The sequence below is a fragment of the Streptomyces telluris genome (genome assembly GCF_024519335.1).
GTDB classification, from domain to species: domain Bacteria; phylum Actinomycetota; class Actinomycetes; order Streptomycetales; family Streptomycetaceae; genus Streptomyces; species Streptomyces telluris.
This window is the reverse complement of the sequence record NZ_JANIID010000004.1, coordinates 212,526-234,284: the sequence shown is the minus strand read 5'-3', so window position 1 is coordinate 234,284 and position 21,759 is coordinate 212,526. Positions and strand designations below refer to the sequence as shown.

Annotated in this window: 16 protein-coding genes and 1 pseudogene; 8 read left to right on the top strand and 9 right to left on the bottom strand. The window is 74.3% G+C overall.

All coding sequences use genetic code 11. The features are described from left to right. Positions 1-67: 67 nt before the first annotated feature. The 5 genes and pseudogenes from NQU55_RS07155 to NQU55_RS07135 all read left to right on the top strand — a co-directional run bounded on the left by NQU55_RS07155 (position 68) and on the right by NQU55_RS07135 (position 6,169). Positions 68-1,069, top strand: coding sequence for a LacI family DNA-binding transcriptional regulator (locus NQU55_RS07155; RefSeq protein WP_168092878.1), 1,002 nt, complete (start codon positions 68-70; stop codon positions 1,067-1,069). A gap of 73 nt (positions 1,070-1,142) precedes the next feature. Further along, complete coding sequence (locus NQU55_RS07150) at positions 1,143-2,711, top strand: sugar ABC transporter ATP-binding protein (RefSeq protein ID WP_168092877.1); 1,569 nt, start codon at positions 1,143-1,145, stop codon at positions 2,709-2,711. Further along, positions 2,701-4,607, top strand: a pseudogene (locus NQU55_RS07145) (ABC transporter permease/substrate-binding protein). The gene NQU55_RS07150 and the pseudogene NQU55_RS07145 overlap by 11 nt, the downstream one beginning before the upstream one ends. A gap of 40 nt (positions 4,608-4,647) precedes the next feature. Further along, the gene (gene rbsK, locus NQU55_RS07140; RefSeq protein WP_256790122.1) at positions 4,648-5,553 is read left to right on the top strand and encodes a ribokinase; all 906 of its coding nucleotides are present in this window, start codon (positions 4,648-4,650) and stop codon (positions 5,551-5,553) included. 142 nt (positions 5,554-5,695) lie between these two features. After that, a complete protein-coding gene (locus NQU55_RS07135) occupies positions 5,696-6,169 on the top strand; it encodes a hypothetical protein (RefSeq protein ID WP_256790064.1) in 474 nt (157 codons plus the stop codon). A gap of 56 nt (positions 6,170-6,225) precedes the next feature. On the opposite strand, the gene NQU55_RS07130 is transcribed toward NQU55_RS07135, so the two are convergent. The 7 genes from NQU55_RS07130 to NQU55_RS07100 all read right to left on the bottom strand — a co-directional run bounded on the left by NQU55_RS07130 (position 6,226) and on the right by NQU55_RS07100 (position 15,572). Continuing rightward, positions 6,226-8,331: a SpoIIE family protein phosphatase gene (locus NQU55_RS07130; RefSeq protein ID WP_168095039.1), complete on the bottom strand. Its 2,106-nt coding sequence runs from the start codon at positions 8,329-8,331 to the stop codon at positions 6,226-6,228. Between the two features lie 223 nt (positions 8,332-8,554). Beyond that, entirely contained in the window at positions 8,555-9,088 is a 534-nt protein-coding gene (locus NQU55_RS07125; RefSeq protein WP_240976787.1) for an ATP-binding protein, read from the bottom strand. A 352-nt stretch (positions 9,089-9,440) separates the two neighbouring features. Then, positions 9,441-10,091, bottom strand: coding sequence for a DUF4360 domain-containing protein (locus tag NQU55_RS07120; RefSeq protein ID WP_168095038.1), 651 nt, complete (start codon positions 10,089-10,091; stop codon positions 9,441-9,443). Between the two features lie 657 nt (positions 10,092-10,748). Beyond that, on the bottom strand, positions 10,749-12,863 hold the full coding sequence (locus NQU55_RS07115) for an ABC transporter ATP-binding protein (protein ID WP_256790062.1): 2,115 nt from the start codon (positions 12,861-12,863) through the stop codon (positions 10,749-10,751). A 514-nt stretch (positions 12,864-13,377) separates the two neighbouring features. Then, a complete protein-coding gene (locus NQU55_RS07110; RefSeq protein WP_168095013.1) occupies positions 13,378-14,322 on the bottom strand; it encodes a D-alanyl-D-alanine carboxypeptidase family protein in 945 nt (314 codons plus the stop codon). Positions 14,323-14,561: 239 nt separating this feature from the next. After that, positions 14,562-15,326, bottom strand: a complete 765-nt coding sequence (locus NQU55_RS07105) for a CbtA family protein (protein WP_168095012.1) — start codon at positions 15,324-15,326, stop codon at positions 14,562-14,564. A 21-nt stretch (positions 15,327-15,347) separates the two neighbouring features. Continuing rightward, positions 15,348-15,572 carry a CbtB domain-containing protein gene (locus NQU55_RS07100; RefSeq protein ID WP_058042688.1) on the bottom strand — a complete coding sequence of 75 codons (225 nt, stop codon included), beginning with the start codon at positions 15,570-15,572 and terminating at the stop codon, positions 15,348-15,350. Between the two features lie 284 nt (positions 15,573-15,856). Here NQU55_RS07100 and NQU55_RS07095 point away from each other — a divergent pair, with 284 nt between their 5' ends. From NQU55_RS07095 to fes, 3 genes are all read left to right on the top strand, one after another. Next, complete coding sequence (locus NQU55_RS07095; protein ID WP_168095011.1) at positions 15,857-16,465, top strand: histidine phosphatase family protein; 609 nt, start codon at positions 15,857-15,859, stop codon at positions 16,463-16,465. Between the two features lie 14 nt (positions 16,466-16,479). Then, on the top strand, positions 16,480-18,675 hold the full coding sequence (gene fhuB / locus NQU55_RS07090; RefSeq protein WP_168095010.1) for a Fe(3+)-hydroxamate ABC transporter permease FhuB: 2,196 nt from the start codon (positions 16,480-16,482) through the stop codon (positions 18,673-18,675). 117 nt (positions 18,676-18,792) lie between these two features. After that, positions 18,793-20,025, top strand: coding sequence for an enterochelin esterase (fes, locus tag NQU55_RS07085; protein WP_168095009.1), 1,233 nt, complete (start codon positions 18,793-18,795; stop codon positions 20,023-20,025). A 96-nt stretch (positions 20,026-20,121) separates the two neighbouring features. Here fes and NQU55_RS07080 read toward each other — a convergent pair whose 3' ends face one another. Next, entirely contained in the window at positions 20,122-21,549 is a 1,428-nt protein-coding gene (locus NQU55_RS07080; RefSeq protein ID WP_256790057.1) for a DHA2 family efflux MFS transporter permease subunit, read from the bottom strand. Beyond that, positions 21,546-21,758, bottom strand: coding sequence for an MbtH family protein (locus NQU55_RS07075; RefSeq protein WP_168090967.1), 213 nt, complete (start codon positions 21,756-21,758; stop codon positions 21,546-21,548). The genes NQU55_RS07080 and NQU55_RS07075 overlap by 4 nt, the downstream gene beginning before the upstream one ends. Position 21,759 lies beyond the last annotated feature (1 nt).

The following is a 21,759-nucleotide window of genomic DNA, read 5'->3' as shown; positions in this document are numbered from 1 at the left end:
GATTACCTGACCGGCACGACGGCGGCACGAAATCGATTACACGCCGGGGACCGGGAGGCGCAGCGCCATGGCGAACATCAAGGACGTCGCCGAGCGGGCCGGCGTCTCCGTCGCCACCGTCTCCCGCGTCCTCAACGGCCGCTCGCCCGTGGCCGAGACCCGCGAGCGCGTGCTGGCCGCCGTGGCCGAGCTGGGCTACCGGCCCGACGTCGTCGCCCGCGCCCTGCGCACCGCCCGGACCCGTACGCTCGGGCTGGTCATCAGCGACCTGCGCAACCCCTTCTTCACCGAACTGGCCGACGCCGTCGAGCAGGAGGCCCGGCGGCTGGGGTACAGCCTGATCATCGGGAACGCCGGCGAGAGCCCGGAGCAGCAGGACGACCACATCCGCACCCTCCTCGACCGGCGCATCGACGGCCTGCTGGTCAGCTCGGCCGGCACCGGCTCGGCCATGCTCGGCGAGGCCGTCGCCGCCGGCACCCCGCTCGTGCTCCTCGACCGCGAGGTCCCGGGCGTCGCCGCCCCGTGCGTACGGGCGGAGGGGCGGGCCGCGCTGACGGAGCTGGCCGCGCACCTGGCGGCGCTGGGGCGGCGCCGGCCGGCCGTCATCGTCGCGCCCGCCGGCACGCCCGTCGGGGACGAGCGCCTGGAGTCGTTCCGCACGGCCCTCGCCGCGCACGGCGTCCCCCTGCCGGCCGAGCGCATCGGCGCGTCGCCCGACCTGCGGCCGGAGGGCGGCAGGCAGGTGATGCGCCGGCTGCTGGACCTCGCCGAGCCGCCGGACGCCGTGCTGGCCACCGACAACCTGATGGCGCTCGGCGCCCTGGACGAAGTGCGGGCACGGGGGCTGCGCGTCCCCTCCGACGTGGCGCTGGTCGCCTTCGACGACGTGGCGTGGTTCGCCCACCTCGACCCGCCGCTGACCGCCGTCGCCCAGCCGACGCGCGAGCTGGGCCGGGCCGCCGTGCACACGCTGCTGGCGCGGATCGAGGGGCGCGAGGCGCCGTCGGTGCTGCTCCCCGCGCACCTGGTGCGGCGCCGCTCGTGCGGCGAACCGCCGACCGGCTGACACCGGGCCGACCGAGATCGGGCCGACCGGCATCAGGACAGGCAGGACAGGCAGGACAGGAGAGGGGCAGCGCATGACCGGCGTCGACGACGACGTACCGGGCGGCCGCGAACTGCTGCGGGTCGAAGGCGTCACCAAGTCGTTCCCGGGCGTCCGCGCCCTGGACGGGGTCGACCTGAGCCTCCGCGCGGGAGAGGTGCACGTCCTCCTCGGCGAGAACGGCGCCGGCAAGAGCACGCTCATCAAGCTGCTCTCCGGCGTCCACCGGCCCGACGGGGGCCGCATCCTGGTGGGCGGCCGCGAGGTCGCGGTCCGCTCCGCGCAGGACGCGGAACGGCTCGGCATCGCCACGATCCACCAGGAGTTCAACCTCGTCCCCGGGCTGACCGTCGCCGAGAACATCTTCCTGGGCCGCCAGCCGCGCACCGCGCTGGGGCTGATCGACAAGCGCACCATGCGGGCCCGGGCGGCGGAGCTGCTGCGCCGCGTCCGGCTGGACGTCTCCCCCGCCGCGCCGGTCGCCGGGCTCGGCATCGCCCGGCTCCAGATGGTCGAGATCGCCAAGGCCCTGAGCCTGGACGCCCGCGTCCTGATCGTGGACGAGCCGACGGCCGTGCTCACCTCCGAGGAAGTGGGCACGCTCTTCGCCATCGTGCGCGAGCTGCGCGACAGCGGCGTGGGCGTCGTCTTCATCACCCACCACCTGGACGAGATCGCCGCGCTCGGGGACCGGGTCACGGTGCTGCGCGACGGCCGTTCGGTGGCCGAAGTGCCCGCCGCGACGGACGAGAACGAGCTGATCCGGCTGATGGTCGGCCGCGACATCGCCGAGCAGTACCCGCGCGAGCGGCCCGCGGAGCCCGGGGCCCCGCTCCTGCGCGTGCGCGGGCTGACCCGCACGCCCGCCTTCCGCGACATCGGCTTCGACGTCCGGGCCGGGGAGGTCGTGGGTCTCGCGGGCCTGGTCGGCGCGGGCCGGACGGAGGTGGCGCGGGCGCTGTTCGGCGTCGACCGCTACGACACCGGGACCGTCGAGGTCGACGGCCGGGAACTGGCGCGCGGCGACGTGCGGGCGGCGATGCGGGCCGGGGTCGGCCTCGTCCCCGAGGACCGCAAGGGCCAGGGCCTGCTGCTGGACGCCTCGCTGGGCGACAACCTCACCCTGGCCCGGCTGGCGCAGGACACCCGGGGCGGGTTCGTCGACCGGGGCGGCCAGCGCCGGCGGGCGGCCGAGGTCGCCGAGCGGCTGAAGGTGCGCATGAGCGGCCTGGAGCAGAGCGCGCGCACCCTCTCCGGCGGCAACCAGCAGAAGATCGTCATCGGCAAGTGGCTGCTGGCGGGCGCCCGGCTGCTGATCCTCGACGAGCCGACGCGCGGCGTCGACGTCGGCGCGAAGGTCGAGATCTACCGGCTCGTCAACGAGCTGACGGCGGCGGGCTGCGCGGTGCTGATGATCTCCAGCGACCTGCCCGAGGTGCTCGGCATGAGCGACCGGGTGCTGGTCATGGCCCAGGGCCGGATCGCCGGCGAGCTGTCGGGCGAACGGGCCACGCAGGACGCGGTGGTGGAACTGGCCGTCCGGCCGGTGGACACCGCAGACACGTACGAAGCGAGCGCGATGGAGGGCTCCGATGTCGGCTGAGGTGCTGCGGGCGCCCGGGAGCAGTACGGGGCAGTGGTTCACCAGAGCGGTGCTCCGCAACGGCCCGCTGGGCGGTCTGGTCGCCCTGGTCGTGGTGATGGCGGTGCTGTCCCGGGACTTCCTCAACGGGCAGAACCTCCTCAACGTGGGCGTGCAGGCGTCCGTGACGGCGATCCTCGCCTTCGGCGTGATGTTCGTGATCGTGTCGGCCGGCATCGACCTGTCCGTCGGCTCGGTGGCCGCGCTCTCCGCGACCGTCGTCGCCTGGGCGGCCACCGAGAAGGGCCTGCCGGTGTGGGTCGCCGTGCTGCTCGGCCTCGCGGTGGGCGCGGGCGCGGGCCTCGTCTCCGGAGCCCTCGTCGCGTACGGGAGGCTGCCCGCCTTCATCGCCACCCTGGCGATGCTCTCGGTCGGCCGCGGCCTGGCCCTGGTGATCTCCGGCGGCTCCCCCATCGCCCTCCCCTCGTCCGTCGGCCGGCTCGGCGACACCCTCGGCGGCCGGCTGCCCGTGCCGGTCCTCGTGACGATCGCCATGGGGGCGCTCGCGGCGCTGGTCCTGGCCCGTACGTACACCGGGCGCGCGATGTTCGCGATCGGCGGCAACGAGGAGGCGGCCCGGCTGTCGGGCATCGACGTCAAGCGCCGCAAACTCGTCATCTACGCGCTCTCCGGGCTGTTCGCCGCCGTGGCCGGCATCGTCCTGGCCGCCCGGCTGACCTCCGCGCAGCCGCAGGCGGCCGTCGGCTACGAACTGGACGCCATCGCCGCCGTCGTGATCGGCGGGGCGAGTCTGTCCGGCGGCTCCGGCAAGGCCTCCGGCACCCTCATCGGCGCGCTGATCCTCGCGGTCCTGCGCAACGGCCTCAACCTGCTGAGCGTCTCGGCTTTCTGGCAGCAGGTCGCCACCGGCCTCGTCATCGCCCTGGCCGTGCTGCTCGACACGCTGCGCCGCCGGAGCGCCCGGTGAGGGGGCGGAGGCGCGCGGCGACGGCGGCCGCGGCCGCGGCTGCGGCGCTCACGGCGGCCCTGGCCCTGTCCGGCTGCGACCGCGGCGGCGGCACCGACCTCGGGCTCGCCCTGTCCACGATGAACAACCCGTTCTTCGTCGGCATCAAGGAGGGCGCACAGGCGGAGGCGAAGGCCCGCGGGCTGAAGATCAACATCACGGACGCGCAGAACGACCCCACCCAGCAGATCAACCAGATGGAGACGTTCACCAGCCAGAACGTCAAGGCCGCCGTCATCAACCCCGTGGACTCCGACGCGGCCGTCCCGGCGGTGGGCGTGGCCAACCGCGCGAAGGTGCCGGTGATCTCCATCGACCGCGGGGTGAACGGCGGCCGGGTCGGCTCGACGATCGCCTCCGACAACGTCGCGGGCGGACGGCTGGCGGCGCGGACGCTCGCCGAATCCCTCGGCGGCAAGGGGAAGGTGGCCTTCCTGGAGGGTCAGCCGGGGACGTCGGCGGCGCGCGAGCGCGGCAAGGGGTTCGAGGAGGGCATCAGGGCCTACCCCGGCATCGAGGTCGTGGCCCGCCAGCCCGCCGACTTCGACCGCACCAAGGGCATGGACGTCATGGCGAACATGCTCCAGGCGCACCGGGACGTCACCGGGGTCTTCGCCGCGAACGACGAGATGGCCCTCGGCGCCGCCAAGGCGCTGGGCTCCGCGGCGGGCAAGGGCGTGAAGATCGTCGCGTTCGACGGCACCCCGGACGGGATCGCCGCCGTGCGCGCGGGCACGCTGACCGCGACCGTCGCCCAGCAGCCGAAACTGCTGGGGCGGCAGGCCGTGGACTGGGCGGTGAGGGCCTCGAAGGGTGAGAAGCTGCCGGCACGGGTCAAGGTGCCGGTGGTGCTGGTCGACAGGAAGAACGCGGCGGAATTCGATGGGTGACACTTCGATGGGTGACACACAGAGCGAACGGATCGAGCGGATGTACGACGTACTGGTCGTGGGGTCGGCCAACGCGGACCTGACGGTGCGGGTGGACCGCCGGCCCGGGGCGGGCGAGACGGTCCTGGGCGCGGATCTGGTCGAGTCGGCGGGCGGCAAGGGCGCCAACCAGGCCGCCGCCGCGGCCCGCCTCGGCGCGCGGACGGCCCTCCTGGCCAAGGTCGGTGACGACGCGTTCGGCGAGCTGCTGCTGGCGGGGCAGCGCGAAGCCGGCACGGAGCTGCGGCACGTCCTGGTCGAGGAGGGCGCCCGGACGGGCACGGCGATGATCGTCGTCGGGCCGGACGGCGACAACAGCATCGTCGTCTCGCCGGGCGCGAACGCGCACCTCCTCCCCGAGGAGGTCGAGGCCGCCCGGGAGGTGATCGCCGCGTCGGCGGTCGTCTCGCTCCAGCTGGAGATCCCCCCGGCCACCGTCCGGGCCGCCGCCGAGACCGCGCGCGAAGCCGGCACGCGGGTCGTGGTCAACCCCTCGCCCGCCCCGGACCGGCTGGACCCCGAACTCCTCACGGCGGCCGACCCGCTGGTCGTCAACGAGCACGAGGCCCGGCACCTGACGCAGCTCGTGGACGGCACGCCGGAGGCGTGGGCCCGCTCCCTGCGCGACCAGGGCGCCCGTTCGGTCGTGGTCACCCTCGGCGCCGAGGGGGCCCTGGTGCTGGAGGCGGGGGCCGCGGAAGCGGTGGCGGTGCCCGGCGTCAAGGCCGAGGCCGTGGACACCACGGGCGCGGGCGACGCCTTCACCGGCGCGCTCGCGGCCCGGCTGGCGGCCGGGGCGCCGCTGCCCGAGGCGGCCCGCTTCGCGGTGCGCGTCGGCGCGGCGGCCGTGACCCGGCCAGGCGCCCAGCCCTCGTACCCGACCCTGGACGAACTGCCCCCTGAATAGGGATGGTTCACCTGAATCCGAACATGCGAAGGGTGAAGCCTTCGTGACGGGAATTGTGCGGGCGCCATGCACGGGGTGGGGTGAACGCACCAGGATCGGGTACGTGGGTGCCCGACCCGTCCGTACGAGCCGGAGGTGCCCGATGCGCCTGATGCGCCGCCAAGCCGCCGCCGTGGCCGCCGTTGCCGCCGTGGCGGCCACTGCCGTCGCCGTCGCCCTGCCGTCCCCCCAGCCCGCCGCGGCCGCCGGGGAGAAGGCCCTCGCGTGGACCGCCGTCCACCGCACCGGCAGCCCGCCCGAGCACCCCAAGGAGGGCGACACCTGGTCCGTCTACGCCGACCTGCAGGGCCCGTCCGGCGAGCCCGCCGGCGACGGCAGCGCCGTCTGCACGGTGGTGCTCCTGCGCTACGAGGGCGTGGTGGCCCAGTGCCGCTACGTGCTGCGCGGCAACGACGGAACCCTGGTCCTGGAATCCATGGAGAACCGCTTCGGCCGCGGCCCGCACCGCGCCGACGCGGCCGTGGTCGGCGGCACGGGAGCGTACGCGGGAGCCAAGGGCGAGGTCCGCCTCACCATCGAGAACCGCCGCACCCTCTACCGCGTCCAGCTGCGCTGACCGCGTCGGCAGGCCTCGGCAAGGCCCTGAACGGCGCCCGCCGGCCGCCCCGGACCTCAACCCGCTGCGCCGGGGTCCGCCGGGGCGGCGCGGGCGATGAGGAGGGCCACGTCGTCCTGGTCGTCGCCTGAGCGCAGGGACGTCAGGAGGAGGTCGCAGGTCTCCTCCAGGCCTTCGGGGGCGTCGGCCAGGACGGTCAGGAGGGCTTCGAGGCGGGTGTCGATGGACTCGTCGCGGGTCTCCACCAGGCCGTCGGTGTAGAGGACGAGGCGGTCGCCGGGCTTGAGGTCGACGGCCGTGTTCTCGAAGGGGATGCCGCCGACGCCCAGCGGGGCGCCGGCGGGGAGGTCGACGAGGGCCGGGGGGCGGCCGGGGCGCAGGACGACGGGCGGGAGGTGGCCGGCGTTGGCCACGCAGCAGGTGCCGCCCTGCGGGTCGTACACGGTGTACAGACACGTGGCGATCATCTGGTCCAGACCACTGGCGGTGTGGTCGAGGTGGCGCAGCACCCGGGCGGGGTCGAGGCCGAGCTGGGCGAGGGTGCGGGCGGCGGTGCGCAGCTGGCCCATGGCGGCCGCGGCGTTGATGCCGCTGCCCATCACGTCGCCGACGACCAGGGCGCTCTTGTCCCCGTCCTGCGGGACGACGTCGAACCAGTCGCCGCCGACCCTGCTGGCGGTGCCGGCGGGCTGGTAGCGGTAGGCGATCTCCAGGCCCGCGGGGTCCGGGGGCCGCTGGGGCAGCAGGGAGCGCTGCAGCGTGAGGGCGGTGGCGCGCTCGCGCTGGTACCAGCGGGCGTTGTCGATGGAGACGGCGGCGCGGGCGGCGAGTTCGGCGGCGAGGGCGGCGTCGGCCTCGTCGAAGGGGCGCGGGTCGGTCAGGCGCTTGAGGTCGAGGGCGCCGAGCACCTCGCCGCGGGCGATGAGCGGCACCGCCATGTAGGAGTGCAGGCCGGCGCGGGCGAGCAGCCGGGCCGCCTCGTCGTCGCGGGCGATGCCCGGCAGGTCCTCGGCGCGCACGTGCGCCACCCTGACGGGGTGGCCGGTGCGCACGCAGCGCGCGACCAGCCGGTCGGGGTCGTACTTGGCGATCTGCCCGGGCGGGTCGGCCGCCCGTACGGCGTCCGCGGCGGCCGAGGACGCCGCCCCGCCCGCCGCGGCGACGGCCAGTGCCCGGAAGACGGCGGGTCGCCCGTCCGGGACGGCGGTGCGGTCGCCGTCGACGACGGTGTCGAGGATGTCCACGGCGGCCACGTCGGCCAGCCCGGGCACCACGACGTCGGCGAGCTCGCGCGCGGTCTGCTCCAGTTCGAGCGTGGTGCCGATCAGCACGGAGGCGTCGGCGATCAGGGCGGTGCGGCGGCGGTCCTCCTTGTTGGCCCGGTGGCGGTCGGTGACGTCCACGGCGGAGGTGGCGACGCCCAGGACGCTGCCGCCCGGGTCCTCCAGCCGGTAGCAGGAGACGAGCTGGGCCTCCTCGTCGGTGGCGGACCCGCCGGCCCGGCCGACCCTGAGCTCGTCCAGCAGCGGGGTGCCGGTCGCCAGGACCCGGCGCATGGCGCCCTCGATCGCGCCGGCGTCCGCGTGGGGCAGGGCCTCGCGGACGGTGCGGCCCACGCACGCGGCGGCGGGCAGGCCCTGGATCCGCTCCAGGGCGGGGTTGACCAGGACGTACCGCAGCCCGGTGTCGAAGACGGCGAGGCCGATCGGGGACTGCTCGACGAGCCGCAGGGACAGGGCGAGGTCCCGCTCGACCCCGCGCAGGACCTCCCGGTCCGTGGCGATGCCGAGGGCGAAGAAGTCGCCGTGCCGGTCCTCCAGGCGCACATTGCGGAACTCGACCAGCCGGGTGCCGCCGTCCTTGTGCCGCGCGGGGAAGACCACGGCGAACGTCTCCCCCTCGCGCATGACCTCCGCGAACAGCTCCAGCACCGCGCCGACGTCGTCCTCGGCGACCAGCAGCCGGGCCGCGTACTGCCCGAGGGCCTCGGCCGCGCTCCAGCCGAAGAGCTGCTCGGCCTGCGGGCTCCACAGCACGATCCGGCCCTCGCGGTCCAGCACTCCGGCTGCCACGCCCAGGACGTCCAGCAGGCCCCCGGGGACGAGGGAGGGACGGCCGGCGGGCTGGACGGGCCGGGCCCGGAACGCATCGGTCGCGCCCATCGAGGACCTCCTTCCGCCCGCCGGGGGTGGTGCGGCGGCCCCGTGCCGGCCGGACCGGCTCACCCGTCCTTGCGCCGCCGTGTTGCCGCAACGACTTCCATGGTCTCTCCGAAACCGGTGGGTGCGCAGCCCGCGGGGGCGGGGCGCGCCGGCTGCGGGTTCACAGGTCCGGACCAGTGGCGGTACGGGGGCGGTACGGGAGCCGCCTCCCGGGCCGGGGGCGCTAGGGGAGGCGGAGGGTGAACCAGACGGTCTTGCCGTTGCCGGAGGCGTGGTGGCCCCACTGGGCGGCGATCTGCTCGACGAGCCATATCCCGCGCCCGTTCTCGCTGTCGGGCCCGGCCTCGTTGCAGCGCGGCAGGTGCCCGCCGGCGTCGGTGACCTGGGCGACGAGGTGGCGCTGGCCCCGGCTCAGCACGAGCCGGATGCCCTCGCGCGTCTCCGGGACGTGCAGGACGGCGTTGGTGACGAGCTCCGAGAGCAGCAGGGAGGTGTCGCCGGCCAGCTCCTCCAGGCCCCACTCGGACAGCAGCTGCCGGCAGAACCGGCGCGCGGCCGCGGCCGAGCGCTCCGTCGCCGGAAGGGAGACGGCGTGCGTGGCGTGGGGTGACGCGAGCAGGTGGGGCTGCCGCCGGGAGAGCGGGCTGTGCATGCACAGGGGGATCTGGTGGCCCCAGGGACCGGGGAGCTTCCGCGGGGAGGGTGCCCGGAGGGCGGCCGGGTCGGTGGCGCTGATGACGGCGTCAGCCGAATGCAAGGGACTCGCGGTGTCGCGACTGGTTGCAAACATGTGGCTCAAGTGCAATCCGGTGAGCGCGAAGGGCGCTGGACGGGAGCTCGTCCGTGGCGCCGTAACGGTCCTGGGAAGCTGTGCGGGCCGTGGGACTTCGCTGTGTGGTTCCCCCCACAGTCGCCTGCTTTTCGCCACAGGTCTATACCCCGTTGGTCACGGGTTCCCTGCGGAGCGCGATCACCGCAGGTGGGGGCGGGTGCGTACGGCATAAATTCACGCTGTGGCCCGGTGGACCGGCGAGGGGTACGGACCGGCCGGCGGGCCCGCGTCGTTCCGCGGCCCCGCCGGCCCCTGCACCCTCGTGGCGGACGGGCCGCTACTTCCTCGGGCACTCCTTCCAGGCCAGGTGGTAGATGGTGTTGATGTCACCGTCGGTGGAGTCCATGGTCATGAAGCTGTTGGTCTTGGACGGGTCGGAGGAGCCCGCGTTGACCCGCAGCTCGGTGTTGATGTTGAAGTTGCGCTTCTCGCCGCAGGGGGCCCAGACCAGTGCGGCCACGTCGACGCGGTCGGTGGCCTGCCAGTTGTCCGCGTAGGCGCCGCGGAAGACGTGGGAGCTCGGCGTGGTCGTGGAGGACCCCTGGAAGTAGTACGAGGCCTTCTGGGTGCCGGTCGCCCCGGGCTCCAGCTTCGCGTAGCCGCGGTAGTCCGCGCTGGCGATGGCGTAGGTGAAGCCCTGCGGTACGTGCACGATCAGGTTGAGCTGGCAGTTCTTGCGGAAGTCGGTCGGCTTGGACCCCACGCCGACCTGGGCGAGGTAGTCGCTGTAGGTGACCGTGAAGGCCGTGTTGTCGGGCGAGACGGCCACCGCGGCCGTCCCCGCGGGGCAGCCAGAGCCGTTGACCGTGGCGATCTCGATCACGATCTTGTCCGGTGGCGGGTTGACGATGACCGAGGCGTCGTACGTGGATATCGGCGAGGCGAACAGTGCCGCGAGCGCGGCTCCTGCGATAAGGGCGCCGGGCATGGCTCTCCAATCGGTTGTCCTCGAATGAGCGGCTGCATTTCGGGCCGGGACCCGGAGGACGCCGGACCGGAATGGGTGAGAGCGCGGATCACTAGGGCATGGACATGCCACGCCCCGCGTCCGAACGACCCCTGGGGACGGGGAGCGTTCGAATGGTAGGAGGCGCCACCCGAGTCCGCCAGACTCCTCGTCGGACAACCGTTCCCCGGTTTTCCCGTCCGAACGGAGGCCCAGGTGACCGGGGTGGGCGGGAAGCCACAACCCCCGGACGCCTGTAGACACTTGCTCAATACAGTGAAATGGGCCGCATCCGGCACTTACCCGGAACCGTGAATTCACCCCGTTTTTCCCGGCAGCCGCCTCCCGCTAAACACAGGAGGCGGCGTGATCCACACAGAAATCGGCAGCCCCGCAAGCCGTCCTGGAATTCGATACGGCTCCGGCCCGTAACCCCGGGGGCGGTTACGGCGTTCCTCTACTCACTTGGCGGCCAGTCCCGGAAAGGCCTGGCCGAGATGGACACACAGGATGGAGATGAGAACCGCGGCCGTGATCACACCCAGGCACCCCAGGACATCGCGCAAGGTGCTCGCCAGCGGACTCAACGGGTCCGGCGGGGGCGCGTGCGGAGCAGGCGGAGCGGACACCGCCCTGTCCTCAGGTCTGGGCGGGCTGTGCATGCGGCGAACTCTTGCGCGGGGCGGGGTCGGAGGCGGCGTGGGCGGAGGCATGGGCGGAAGCGGGAGCGGGAGTGGACGCGGGAGCGGGAGTGGACGCGGGAGCGGATGCGGAAGCCTCGGTCCGGGCGGAGGCCGGAGCCTGGCCGGCGGAGGCGGCCTGGGGCGCACCGAATCCGTACTGGGCGGCCTGGAGCTCGTACATCGACCGGTACAGGCCGCCGTCGACGGCCATCAGCTCCTCGTGCGTCCCCTCCCCCACCACCCGGCCGTTGTCGAGGACGTAGATGAGGTCGGCGGTCGCGGTCGCGGCGAGCCGGTGGGTGATCAGCAGGACGGTCGTGCCGCCGTCGGTCAGCGACCGCAGCGACTGGAACGCCTCCGCCTCCGCCTTGGGGTCGAGGGCCGATGTCGGCTCGTCGACGATCAGCAGGGGCGCGCGGCGGTAGCGCGCGCGGGCGCTGCCCAGGCGCTGCCACTGGCCGCCGGAGATCTGGGTGCCGCGCTCGAATCCCTTGACCACGAGGCTGTCCCACTGGTGCGGCAGCGAGTCGACGACGCCGGTGGCGCCGGACTCGGCGGCCGCCCGCTCGATCCGGTCCTGGTCCGGCGGCGTCCCCGGCCGGCCGATGTGGATGTTGGCGCGGGCGGTCATGGGCCAGCGGGGGAAGTCCTGGGACAACACGGCGACCTGGTCGAAGAGCAGGTCGCGGTCGGCGTCACGGATCTCGACCCCGTTCCAGTACAGCTGCCCGGAGGTCGGCAGGTACAGCCCGGCGACGAGCTTGGACAGGGTGGTCTTGCCGGAGCCGTTCGCACCGACCAGCGCGACGACCTTGCCCGGCGGGACGGTCAGGCTGACCTCGCTGAGCGCGGGCGCCGGAGCCCCGGGATAGACGAAGGTGACCTTCTCCAGCCGGATCTCCTTCACCCCGGGCGCCATCGGCGTGCCGCCCTCGGGGATCGCGTGCCGCTCCGCCTCCACGCAGGCGCGCTCCAGGTCGCTGAGGTACATGGCCTCCTCGTAGAGCCGGTTGACCTGGGTCACCAGCGCGGTGAGGCTCGCGCCGGCGGCCCGCACGGCGATCACCGCGGTGCCGGCGACGGCCAGCGGCATGCCGCCCGAGGCGAGCAGCAGCCACAGCGCCCCGTAGACGACGAGCGCGGCCGTCCCCGAGAGCGCGGACGCGGCGGTGCGCGTGACCGCCTCGGCGCGGGCCAGGCGCTGCTGCTCCTTCTCCACCGTGGCGGCCATGTCGTCGTAGGCGCCGACGAGCATGCGGCCCGCGCCGTGCACCCGGATCTCGGCGGCGGTGTCGAGGCCGGTGAGCGTGGAGGTGATGACGGAGATGGCGCGCCGGTGCTCGATCCAGGCGTGCCGGGAGGCGTACTGCCGGCGGGCGGTGACGACCGCGCCCCAGCCCTTGGGGGCGGCCACGAGCAGCAGCATGGGCACCAGGGACGGGTGCAGCAGGGCGAGCACCCCGGCGGAGGCCGCCAGCCCCACGACGGCGTTGACGACGGTGACGGACGAGCCGATCATCAACCGGACCGAGTCGGTGCCGAACCGGCCCGCGTCGAGCAGGCGGTGGAAGTCCTTGTCCTCCAGGACCGCGAGCTCCACGCGGACCGCGCCGCGGTAGAAGCGCGCGGTGCACACCCGCTCCACCTTCGGCTCCAGCTGCCCGGCGGCCGCCACGGAGACCGCCGAGAGCAGCGCGGCGGCGGCGGCGACCGAGGTGACCGCCAGCAGCGCGGGCAGGGCCTCGCGCAGCCGCTCGGTAGTGGGCCCGGCGGTGAAGAGGGCGGTCAGCGCGCGGTTGGCGGCGACCAGCCCGAAGGCGCGCGTGAGCCCCTGGCCCAGCTCGGCGCCGACGAGCACGAGCAGCGCCGGGCGGTCCTCGCGCCAGGCGGCCCGGGTGACGGTGGCGACCATGGCCGGAAGCTGACGGGCCATCGACCAGAACGACAGCCGCAGCAGCGGCCGTTCATGGTTGACGAAGGCCTTGTCGTGCCGCAAGGCGCCGCCGAACAGCAGGACTTCGCTCTCCGACACGGGGATCGGGCGCGGCGGGCGCCGCGCGAAGGGCGTCACCGCTCCTCCGGCAGGCGGTAGGCTCGCGGGCCGGTCACGGACGTGGGGGGAGACGCCGCGGGGGACGCGGGGCGGGACATGAAGCCTCCTGAGGACGGTGGGGCTGGCCGGCGGGTGCGGGCAGGAGGGCGCTGGTGCTTGGCGGCGAGACGCGTCGGTGAACCGATCCGTGCCAAGGGCATGGCCGAGGAGCACGCCGCGGCTGCGGTACGCGGCGACGTGCCGGGAAGTCGGACTGAGGGTGGTGGACGGGACCCCGGCGGACGGTGACCTGTCCGACGCCGTCGGGGTTTCCGCGGCCTTCCGGTGCCCGTTTCCGGACAGGAGGACTCTAGCCGCCCCGGCCCGCGGGAAAGTTCGCCAACCCGCAGTTCCCTGCAGACTGTTCACTCGTTCAGGTATAAGTGACCGCCGGTTCCCGGGAGTTGGTACAACGCGAGCCCGGACCCCTGGCCGGGGTCCGGGCTCGGTCGCGCGGGGCGGCCCGCAGGACGTGCGGAGCGGCGGCGTGCGGTCAGTCCTCGTGCGCCGCGGAGGGAAGCCGGCGCAGCTTCAGGGGCGTGCGCTTGTTGAAGGCGTAGTCGAGCATCTCGGCGGCGTCCGGGTAGCGCTTCGCGGGGTCGTCGAGGATGACGCCGACGACGCTCCGCCCGCCCTGCCGCGCGGCGAACACCAGGCAGGGCCCGGACGCCGTGGTCGTCCCGGTCTTGATCCCCGTCACGCCCCGGTACGAGCCGAGCAGCTTGTTGGTGTTGTACCAGGTGTACAGCCGGTTGACGTTCTTCGCCTTCTGCTGGGTGTTCAGCGCGGAGACGACGGTGCGGAAGGTGGCGCTGCGCAGGGCGTGCCGGGAGAGCTCGGCCAGGTCCCGGGGGGTGGAGTAGTTCCTGCCCGCGGAGGAGATGCCGTCGAAGGAGTCGTAGTTGGTGCCGCGCAGCTTCAGCTGCCGGGCCTTGGCGTTCATCTTGGAGACGAACGACTTCGTGCGGGCCGCCTCGTCGGCTCCCGTGCCGAAGGCGTCGGCGAGGGCGTAGGCGGCGTCGCAGCCGGAGGGGAGCATCAGCGCGTAGAGGAGCTGACGCGCCGTGAGCTTGTCACCGGTGCGGAGGTCCGCCGTGCTCGCGCCGGTCCGCTGGACGTAGTCGCGGTAGGACTGCTTGATCTCGATCTGCCGCTCCAGGTTCACCCCCGGGGTGTCCAGGACCACCACCGCGGTCATGATCTTGGTGGTGCTGGCCATGGGCCGCTTGACGGTCGCGCCCTTGGCCCACAGCGGGCGCGCGGAGGCGGTGTCCATCAGGTAGGCGCCCTTCGCGTCGACCGACGGGCCGTGCGCGGCGTGCGCGGCCGGTGCCGGGAGGGCGGCGGCGAGGGCCGCGGCCGTCGCCGTCACCGTCGCCGCCAGTGGCGCTCCCCACGTTCCCCGGCGGTGGTCCTGCTCTCCCCCACGTCGCTGCATCAAGGCTCCATTCCCAGGCTGTCGGTGGTCGGGGCGAGCGGCATCGTCGCACCAGCCCGTGTGCGGAAAGAAATCCGAACCACTAACGGGTGAGCGGGACTTAAGAGGCTGACGGGACGTGCGGGACGGCACGGGGAGGGTTCGGGGGGGAACGGCTCCGGAGGGAACAGGCGAAGAGCCCGCCCGGTGGCCCGGGCGGGCTCTTCTCGCGAGGATGCGGCGGGGGCGCCGGCGGGGGATCAGCCCGCCTGCGCCGCCGTCCGCGCCTTGTCCGGCGCCCCGGCCCGCGGGGCCAGGAGCCGTTCGGCCAGGTGACCGAAGACGAGGCCGAAGCCGGTCCACAGCAGGAGCTGCACGGCCAGGGCCGAGAGGCGGAACTTCCACAGCAGGCCCGCCGGGAAGTCGTCGGGCAGTTCGTTGACCGAGGGCAGGAAGGCGTAGGCCAGGCCGACGGCGACCACGAAGGCCGCCCCCGCCGCGACCGTCGCGTTCCAGTTGCCCAGCCGGGGCGCGAGGCGCTTGCCGAGGATGACCGCACCGACCGCCAGCAGAATGCTGAGCGCGATCATCAGGAAGAACAGCGCGGTGCGCTTGTCGAGGGAGTCGGGGTCGCCGACGGAGGGCGGGTTGGCCGGGTATTTCAGGAACGGCACCACGTAGACGGCCAGGAGCGCGCCGAGCGAGACCAGGGCGGCCGTGGCCCGCGGGCCGAAGCGGCCGATGCGGCCCAGGGCGACGCAGAAGACCAGCGCGGCGATGCCGCCGATCGCGACGCCGTAGACGAGGATGCCGGTGGCCAGCCCGGCCGTGGACTGCATGGTGCGGCTGACCGGGTCCTCACCGCCCTCGCCGTGGTCGTGGGGGCTGTGGGCCTCCTCGAAGGCGATGGCGGAGTCCACGTGGGGCTCGCCGAGGAAGTAGGCGACGGCGAGGGCCAGGACGCCGGCCGCGAGGCCCGCGAGCATGCCGCGGACGAGCAGGGCTCTGACGGAGATCGAGTTCACGGTGGTTCCCCTGGTGGCTCGTCAGTGGCAGGGGAAGCCGAGCAGGTGGCGCCCGTCGTGGACCCACTCGTGGACGTTCTCGCCGGCGATGAGGGAGGTGGCGCCCTGCTCGGCGCCGACGAAGTAGAGCAGGACCAGCATGAGGATGCCGACGAAGAGCGCCCACGGGGCGATCTGCTTGAGCGAGATGGGGGCGACCGCGGGTATCGCGGACGAACCGGCGGCGGGGGCGGCGGACTGTGCCATGGCAGAACCTCCTGGGGAACACGCGTCCCGATCATTGGGGCCTAGGACGACAGTGCGGGGTCTGACTTCCCTGCGGGGCTCCGCCGGGTACACAGTGGCGCGACCGTGCCGGGATCTCACCGGGCTTCCGTCACACCGTCGTCATTGCCACGCGACCGTACCGCGCGCGGGTGACCTGCGCTACGGCGTGCGGATGCTCACCCCGGCGCGCGCCTCCGGCGACGCCCGTGATCTGCTGATTCGCGGCAGACGCCACCCGTTGACAGAGGGGGACGAGGACCACCGTGACCGTCCGTGTGATGCTGATCTCACCCGCCGCCGACACCCCTTCCCACGAGGCCCGGTTCGGCGACGACGGACCGCTGGGCGCGGCGGGTCTGCGCCGTACGAGGGCGGCGGCCGGTTCGCTGCCGGCCGCCGGGCAGGTGCTGACCGCGCCGTCGGCCCGCTGCGCCGGGAGCGCGGCGGCGCTCGGTCTGGCAGCGGCCCGCACCGAGCCGGCGCTGCGCGACCTCGACCCGGGCCGCTGGCGCGGCCGCCCGCTCGCCGAGGTCGGCGCGGACGAACCGCAGGCGCTGGCCGCCTGGCTGACGGACCCGGACGCGGCGCCGCACGGCGGCGAGTCGGTGCGGGACCTCGTCACCCGGGTCGGCGCGTGGCTCGACGGCCTGGCGGACGGCAGGGTGCTGGCCGTCGCCGCTCCGGCGGTGGTCCGCGCGGCGCTGGTCCACGCCCTGGCCCTGCCGCCGCAGACGTTCTGGCGCCTCGACGTGCTGCCCCTGTCGGTGACGGAACTGTCGGGGCGCGGGGGCCGGTGGAACCTGCGCTGCGGCGTTCCGCTGCCGCAGGGGACGACGGACACCGCCTCGCCTGCGGAAACACAAACTCCTTAGGCTAGCCTTACCTTATGACTGTGTCGCAAGTGGGCCCCCCGGAGGTGCAGCCCGCCGGCCAACAGGCCCCGGCGGGGCGTGTGCACGGCAACCGGGCCGTCCTGACCGCCTCGGCCCTCCTCGTGGCCGGGGTCCTCCTGCTGTCCGCCCTCTCCCTGTGCGTCGGGGCGGGCGAGGTCGGGGCCGGGGACGTACTGGACTACGTCCTCGGGCGGAACGGGGCCCGCGACAGCTCCCGGCTCTCGCTGGTCGTCGGCGACCTGCGGCTGCCCCGGACGCTGACCGCACTGGCCGTCGGCGCCGCGCTCGGCACCGCGGGCTGCCTGCTGCAGGCCGTCACCCGCAACCCCCTGGCCGAGACCGGCCTGCTGGGCGTGAACGCCGGTGCCTCGCTCGGCGTCGTCGTCGGCATCGCCTTCCTCGGCGTGAGCAGCGGCTACGGCTACCTCCTGTGGGCCTTCGGCGGCGCCGTCCTGGCCAGCGCGCTGGTGCTGCTCATCGCGAGCCGCCGCGGCGGCGGTTCCCCGATGCGGCTGGTGCTCGCCGGCTCCGCGCTCGGAGCCACCTTCGGCGGCATCACCAGCGTGCTCATCGTCAACTCCGCCGAGACCTACGACCGCTTCCGCTTCTGGGTCCTGGGCTCGCTCGCGGGCGTCGAGGGCTTCACGAAGCTCGGCAGCCTGGTGCCCGTCCTCGCCGCCGGATTCGTCGTCGCGCTGCTGATCGCCCGCCCGCTGTCCGCACTCGCGCTCGGCGACGACCTCGCCAAGGGGCTGGGCCACCGGCCCGGCGTCATCCGCGTCGTCGTGGCCGTGGCCGTCACCCTGCTCACCGCCGCGTCCGTGGCCCTCGTCGGGCCCATCTCCTTCCTCGGCCTGCTCGCCGGGTTCCTCGCACGGGCCGTCACGGGACCGCGCCTGACCGCCCAGATCGTGCTCGCCGGCCTCATCGGCGCGGGCGTGCTCACCGGCTCCGACGTCCTCGCCCGCGTGGTCTCCCGGCCGTTCGAGGCACCCGTCTCCGTCATCATCGCCCTCTTCGGCGCCCCCGTGCTCATCGCCATCGTCCGCTCCCGGCGGATGGCCTCGATGGGCATGACCGACCCCGCAGCGGAGGAGAGCCCGAAGGGCGGGCGCGGCGTCGCGGCCAGGCTGCCCCGTCCCCGCAAGGGAGAGGACGCCGGCGCCGAAACCCTCGTCGTCCGCAGCGGCTCCCTGTCGCTGCTCGTGCCGCGCCGGGCCGCCGTCGCCGCCTTCGCCCTCGCCGCCCTGCTCGTCGGCGCGGTCGTCCTCTCCGCGTACGCCGGGCAGAGCGAGATGAGCCTGAGCCGTACGTTCAACGCCGTCTTCGGATCGGGCGACCGGTTCGACGTCCTGCTCGTGCAGAAGTTCCGGCTCGGCCGGATCGTGGCCGGGCTCGCCGCGGGCGCGGCCCTCGGCCTCGCCGGCTGCCTCACGCAGACCCTCGCCCGCAACCGGCTCGCCACGCCCGAGCTGCTCGGCGTCAACGACGGCGCCACCGCCGCCGTCCTGCTCTCCGCCACCCTCAGCGGCACGTTCGGCGCGTGGTGGGCGGGCCCGCTCGGCGCGCTCGCCGCCGTGCTCGTCGTGACCGCCGTCTCCGGCGGCCTGGGCCAGCGCGGGTACCGCGTCCTCGTCGTGGGCCTCGCCATGTCCGCGCTCGCCTCGGCGATCACCCAGGTCGTCCTCTCCCGGCGCTCCCTGAACTCGGCCAGCTCGCTGTACGTGTGGACGTCCGGCAGCCTCAACGGCCGCAGCTACTCCGTGGCCGTGCCCGTCCTCATCGGCCTGGCCGTCCTCGTGCCGATCGCCCTGGTCGTCGCCCGCCACCTCAACGTGCTGCGGTTCGACGACTCCACCGCCGCCTCGCTCGGCGTCGCGCCGGGCCGGGTGCGGCTGGTGTGCATGCTGCTGGCGGTCGGCCTCGCCGGCCTGGCGGTGGGCATCTGCGGGCCGGTCGGCTTCATCGCCCTCGCCTCGCCCGTGATCGCGGGGCGGCTGGCCGGGCCGCTGCGGGTGCCTGTCGTGGGCTCCATGCTGGTCGGGGCCACGCTCGTCGTCCTGGCGGACACCGTGGGGCGGGTCGCGCTCGACGGGGCGGAGATTCCCGTCGGGATCGTCAGCACCGTTCTCGGCGGACCGTTCCTGCTGTGGGTGCTGCTGGGGCGGTCGGCCGCGACGCGGGTGTAGTACCGGGGGGCTTTCCCCTACCCGCCCCTACCCGAACCGGGGGCTTCGCCCCCGGACCCCCTATCGCGCTGAACGCGCTCGGCCTCAATCGCCGGCCGGGCTGAAACAGGGAGCCCCATGCCATTGCAGAGTCCCCTCCTCCGCGAGCTCGCCGCCGCCGTGCGCCACGGCATACCCGACGCCCTCGGCACCTTCTGGCGGCACGCCGCCACCCGGGGCACGCCCCTCGTCGAGCCCGACCCCGAAGGCGACCCCGCCTGGCGGCTCGTCACCTTCCTCCGGCGTGACGAGCCCGGCCGGCCCGCCTCCGACGTGCTCGCCCTCCTGCACACCGTCACCGACAAGGACCGGCACGCGGGCGACCTCGCGCCGCACCTCATGGACAAGGTCGAGGGCACGGACGTCTGGGCCATCAGCCACCGGCTGCGGGCCGACCACCGGGCCTCGTACCAGTTCTTCGTGGCGCACGGCCCGCGCGAGGAGACGCTGCGCGCGGACCGCAACGCCTGGCTGCACGTCCTGGACTCGGCCGTGCCCGACCCGCTCAGCGCGCTCCCGGAGCTGCCCTCGCGCGACGGGCGGAACCCGTCGTCGGTGATGGCGCTCCCGGACGCCCCGGCCCAGGAGTGGGCCGCCCCCCGGCCGGGGACGGCGCGCGGCGCGCGGGCCGACGCCGTGGTCGACGGGCGGCGCGTGCACGTCCACCTGCCCGCCGGGCACCGGGCGGACGGCGGCCCGTACCCCGTCGTCGTGCTGCTGGACGGCGAGATGTGGGGGCCGGTCCTGGACTTCGGCACCACCTTGGACAACCTGTACGCGGACGGGCGCATGCCGCCTGCGGTCACGCTGATGGTGGACACCATGGGCCGCGCCCGCCGCATGGAGGACCTCAGCTGCAGCGAGGGGTTCGTCGACTGGCTGGCGGACGTCCTGCTGCCGTGGGCCGCGCGGACCCACGGCGCCACGGACGACCCGGCGCGCACGGTCGTGGCGGGGCAGAGCGCGGGCGGGCTGACGGCCGCGTTCGCGGCGTTCCGGCGGCCGGAGCGGTTCGGCAACGCCCTCTCCCAGTCCGGGTCCTTCTGGTGGCCGGACGGGACGGAGTTCGACGGCGGCAGCGAGTGGCTGACCCGGCAGTTCGCGGTCAGCGAGAAGCTGCCCGTCCGCCTCCGCGTGGAGGTGGGCCTGCAGGAGTGGATGCTCCTCCCCCAGAACCGCCACCTGCGCAACGTGCTGGAGGCCCGGGGCTACGACGTCGCCTACGGCGAGTTCAACGGGGGCCACGACTACGCCTGCTGGCGCGGGGGGCTCGCCGGAGGGCTGGCCGCCCTGCTGGGCGACCGGGGCTGACGGCCGGACAACCGGCGCGCACACGACGCACTGCGGGCCGGGACCGGCGTACTCTCGTACGCCGGTCCCGGCCCGCGGCCGTATCCGGGTGGTGCGTCAGGCCGCCACGGCCTGCTCCTCGTGCGGCTCGTCGTCGAACGGCGGCGGCGCGGGGGCGTCCTTGGGCATCCGCAGCGCGACGAGCGCGCCGAGGGCGACCAGGCCCGCGGTCACCAGGATCGCCGCCCGGTACGGGCCGGGGTCCGTGTCCTGCCCGTGCGAGCCGCCGGAGGCCGCCATCACCGCGGCCGTCGCGGCGATGCCGAGCGCGCCGCCCAGCGTGCGCACGATGGTGAACAGGCCCATCGCCTGGCCCATGGCCGGGGGCGGGACGTCCGCGAACCCGGCGATCTGGACGGTCAGCACGGCCGTGCCGAGCACGAGGCCGACACAGAACATCAGCGCCCGCACCGCCCAGGCGTTCTCCGCGACGCCCGGCACGGCCAGCGCGGCGAACACCCCGGTGGCCAGGACCAGGGCGGGCACGGCGAGCAGCCGCGGGCCCAGCTTCGGCATCAGCCGGTCGGCGACCTGCGAGGCCAGCATCAGGCCGAGCGCCTCGGGGAAGACGCTCAGGCCCGCGTCCAGGGCCGAGGCCCCGAGCGCCGCCTGGTAGAGCAGCGGGAAGGCGAAGAGGACGCCCATCAGCCCGGCCGAGGTGACCAGGGCGAGCACCGTGGCCGAGGCGAACACCTTGTCGGCGAGCAGCCGCAGCTCCAGCAGCGGGGACTTCGCACGGAGCAGGTGGACGCACCCGGCCACGAGCAGGACGAGCCCGAGCGGGCCGGCCACGGCGACGGACGGCGAGGTCCAGCCGTGCGCGGGGCCGAAGCCCAGCGCGTACGTGAGCAGGCCGAGCGCGGGGGTGGCCAGCAGGAAGCCGGGGACGTCGAAGGGGGCGGCGCCGTCCTCCGCCTCCTCCTTCTCCTCGCGCAGCCCCACCATGCCCAGCAGCACCGCCGCCGCGCCGATCGGCACGTTGACGAAGAACAGCCAGTGCCAGGAGAAGTGCTCGGTCAGGAAGCCGCCCAGCGGCGGCCCGAGGGCCGGCATCAGGGCGGTCGGCACGATGAGGACCTTCGACAGCTTCATCCGCTCGTGCGGCGGGAAGGCGCGGAAGAGCAGCGTCATGCCGACCGGGGTCAGCAGGCCGCCCGCGATGCCCTGCACGACGCGGGCGAGGACCAGGGTCGGCAGGTCCTGGGCCAGGCCGCAGACCGCCGAGGCCGCCGTGAAGACGGCCAGCGAGCCGAGGAAGACCTTCTTGGTGCCGAAGCGGTCGCCGAGCCAGCCGGCGACCGGCAGGGCGACGGCGAGCGCCACCAGGAAGGCGACCTCGACGGTGTTGGCGGCGGAGACGGGTTCGCCGAAGTCCCGGGCGATGGTCAGCAGCGCCGGGTTGACGATGGTGGAGTCGAGGCCGTTCATGCACATCGCCGCCGTGTACACGATCACGACGGCGACGCGCGGGTTGATGCCCTTCACCCCTGGGCCGCCGGGGCCAGGTCGGTCCAGTTCTCGGTGATCCAGTCCACGGCCTGCTGCCGCTCGCAGGGACCGTGGACGAGGGTCCAGCCGTCCGGCACGGCGGCGAAACCCGGCCAGAGGCTGTGCCGGCCCTCGGCGTTGACGAGTACGCAGAAGTCCCCGCAGGGGCCGTCGCCGTCGAAGGGGTTGGCGGGTGCGTCGCTCATG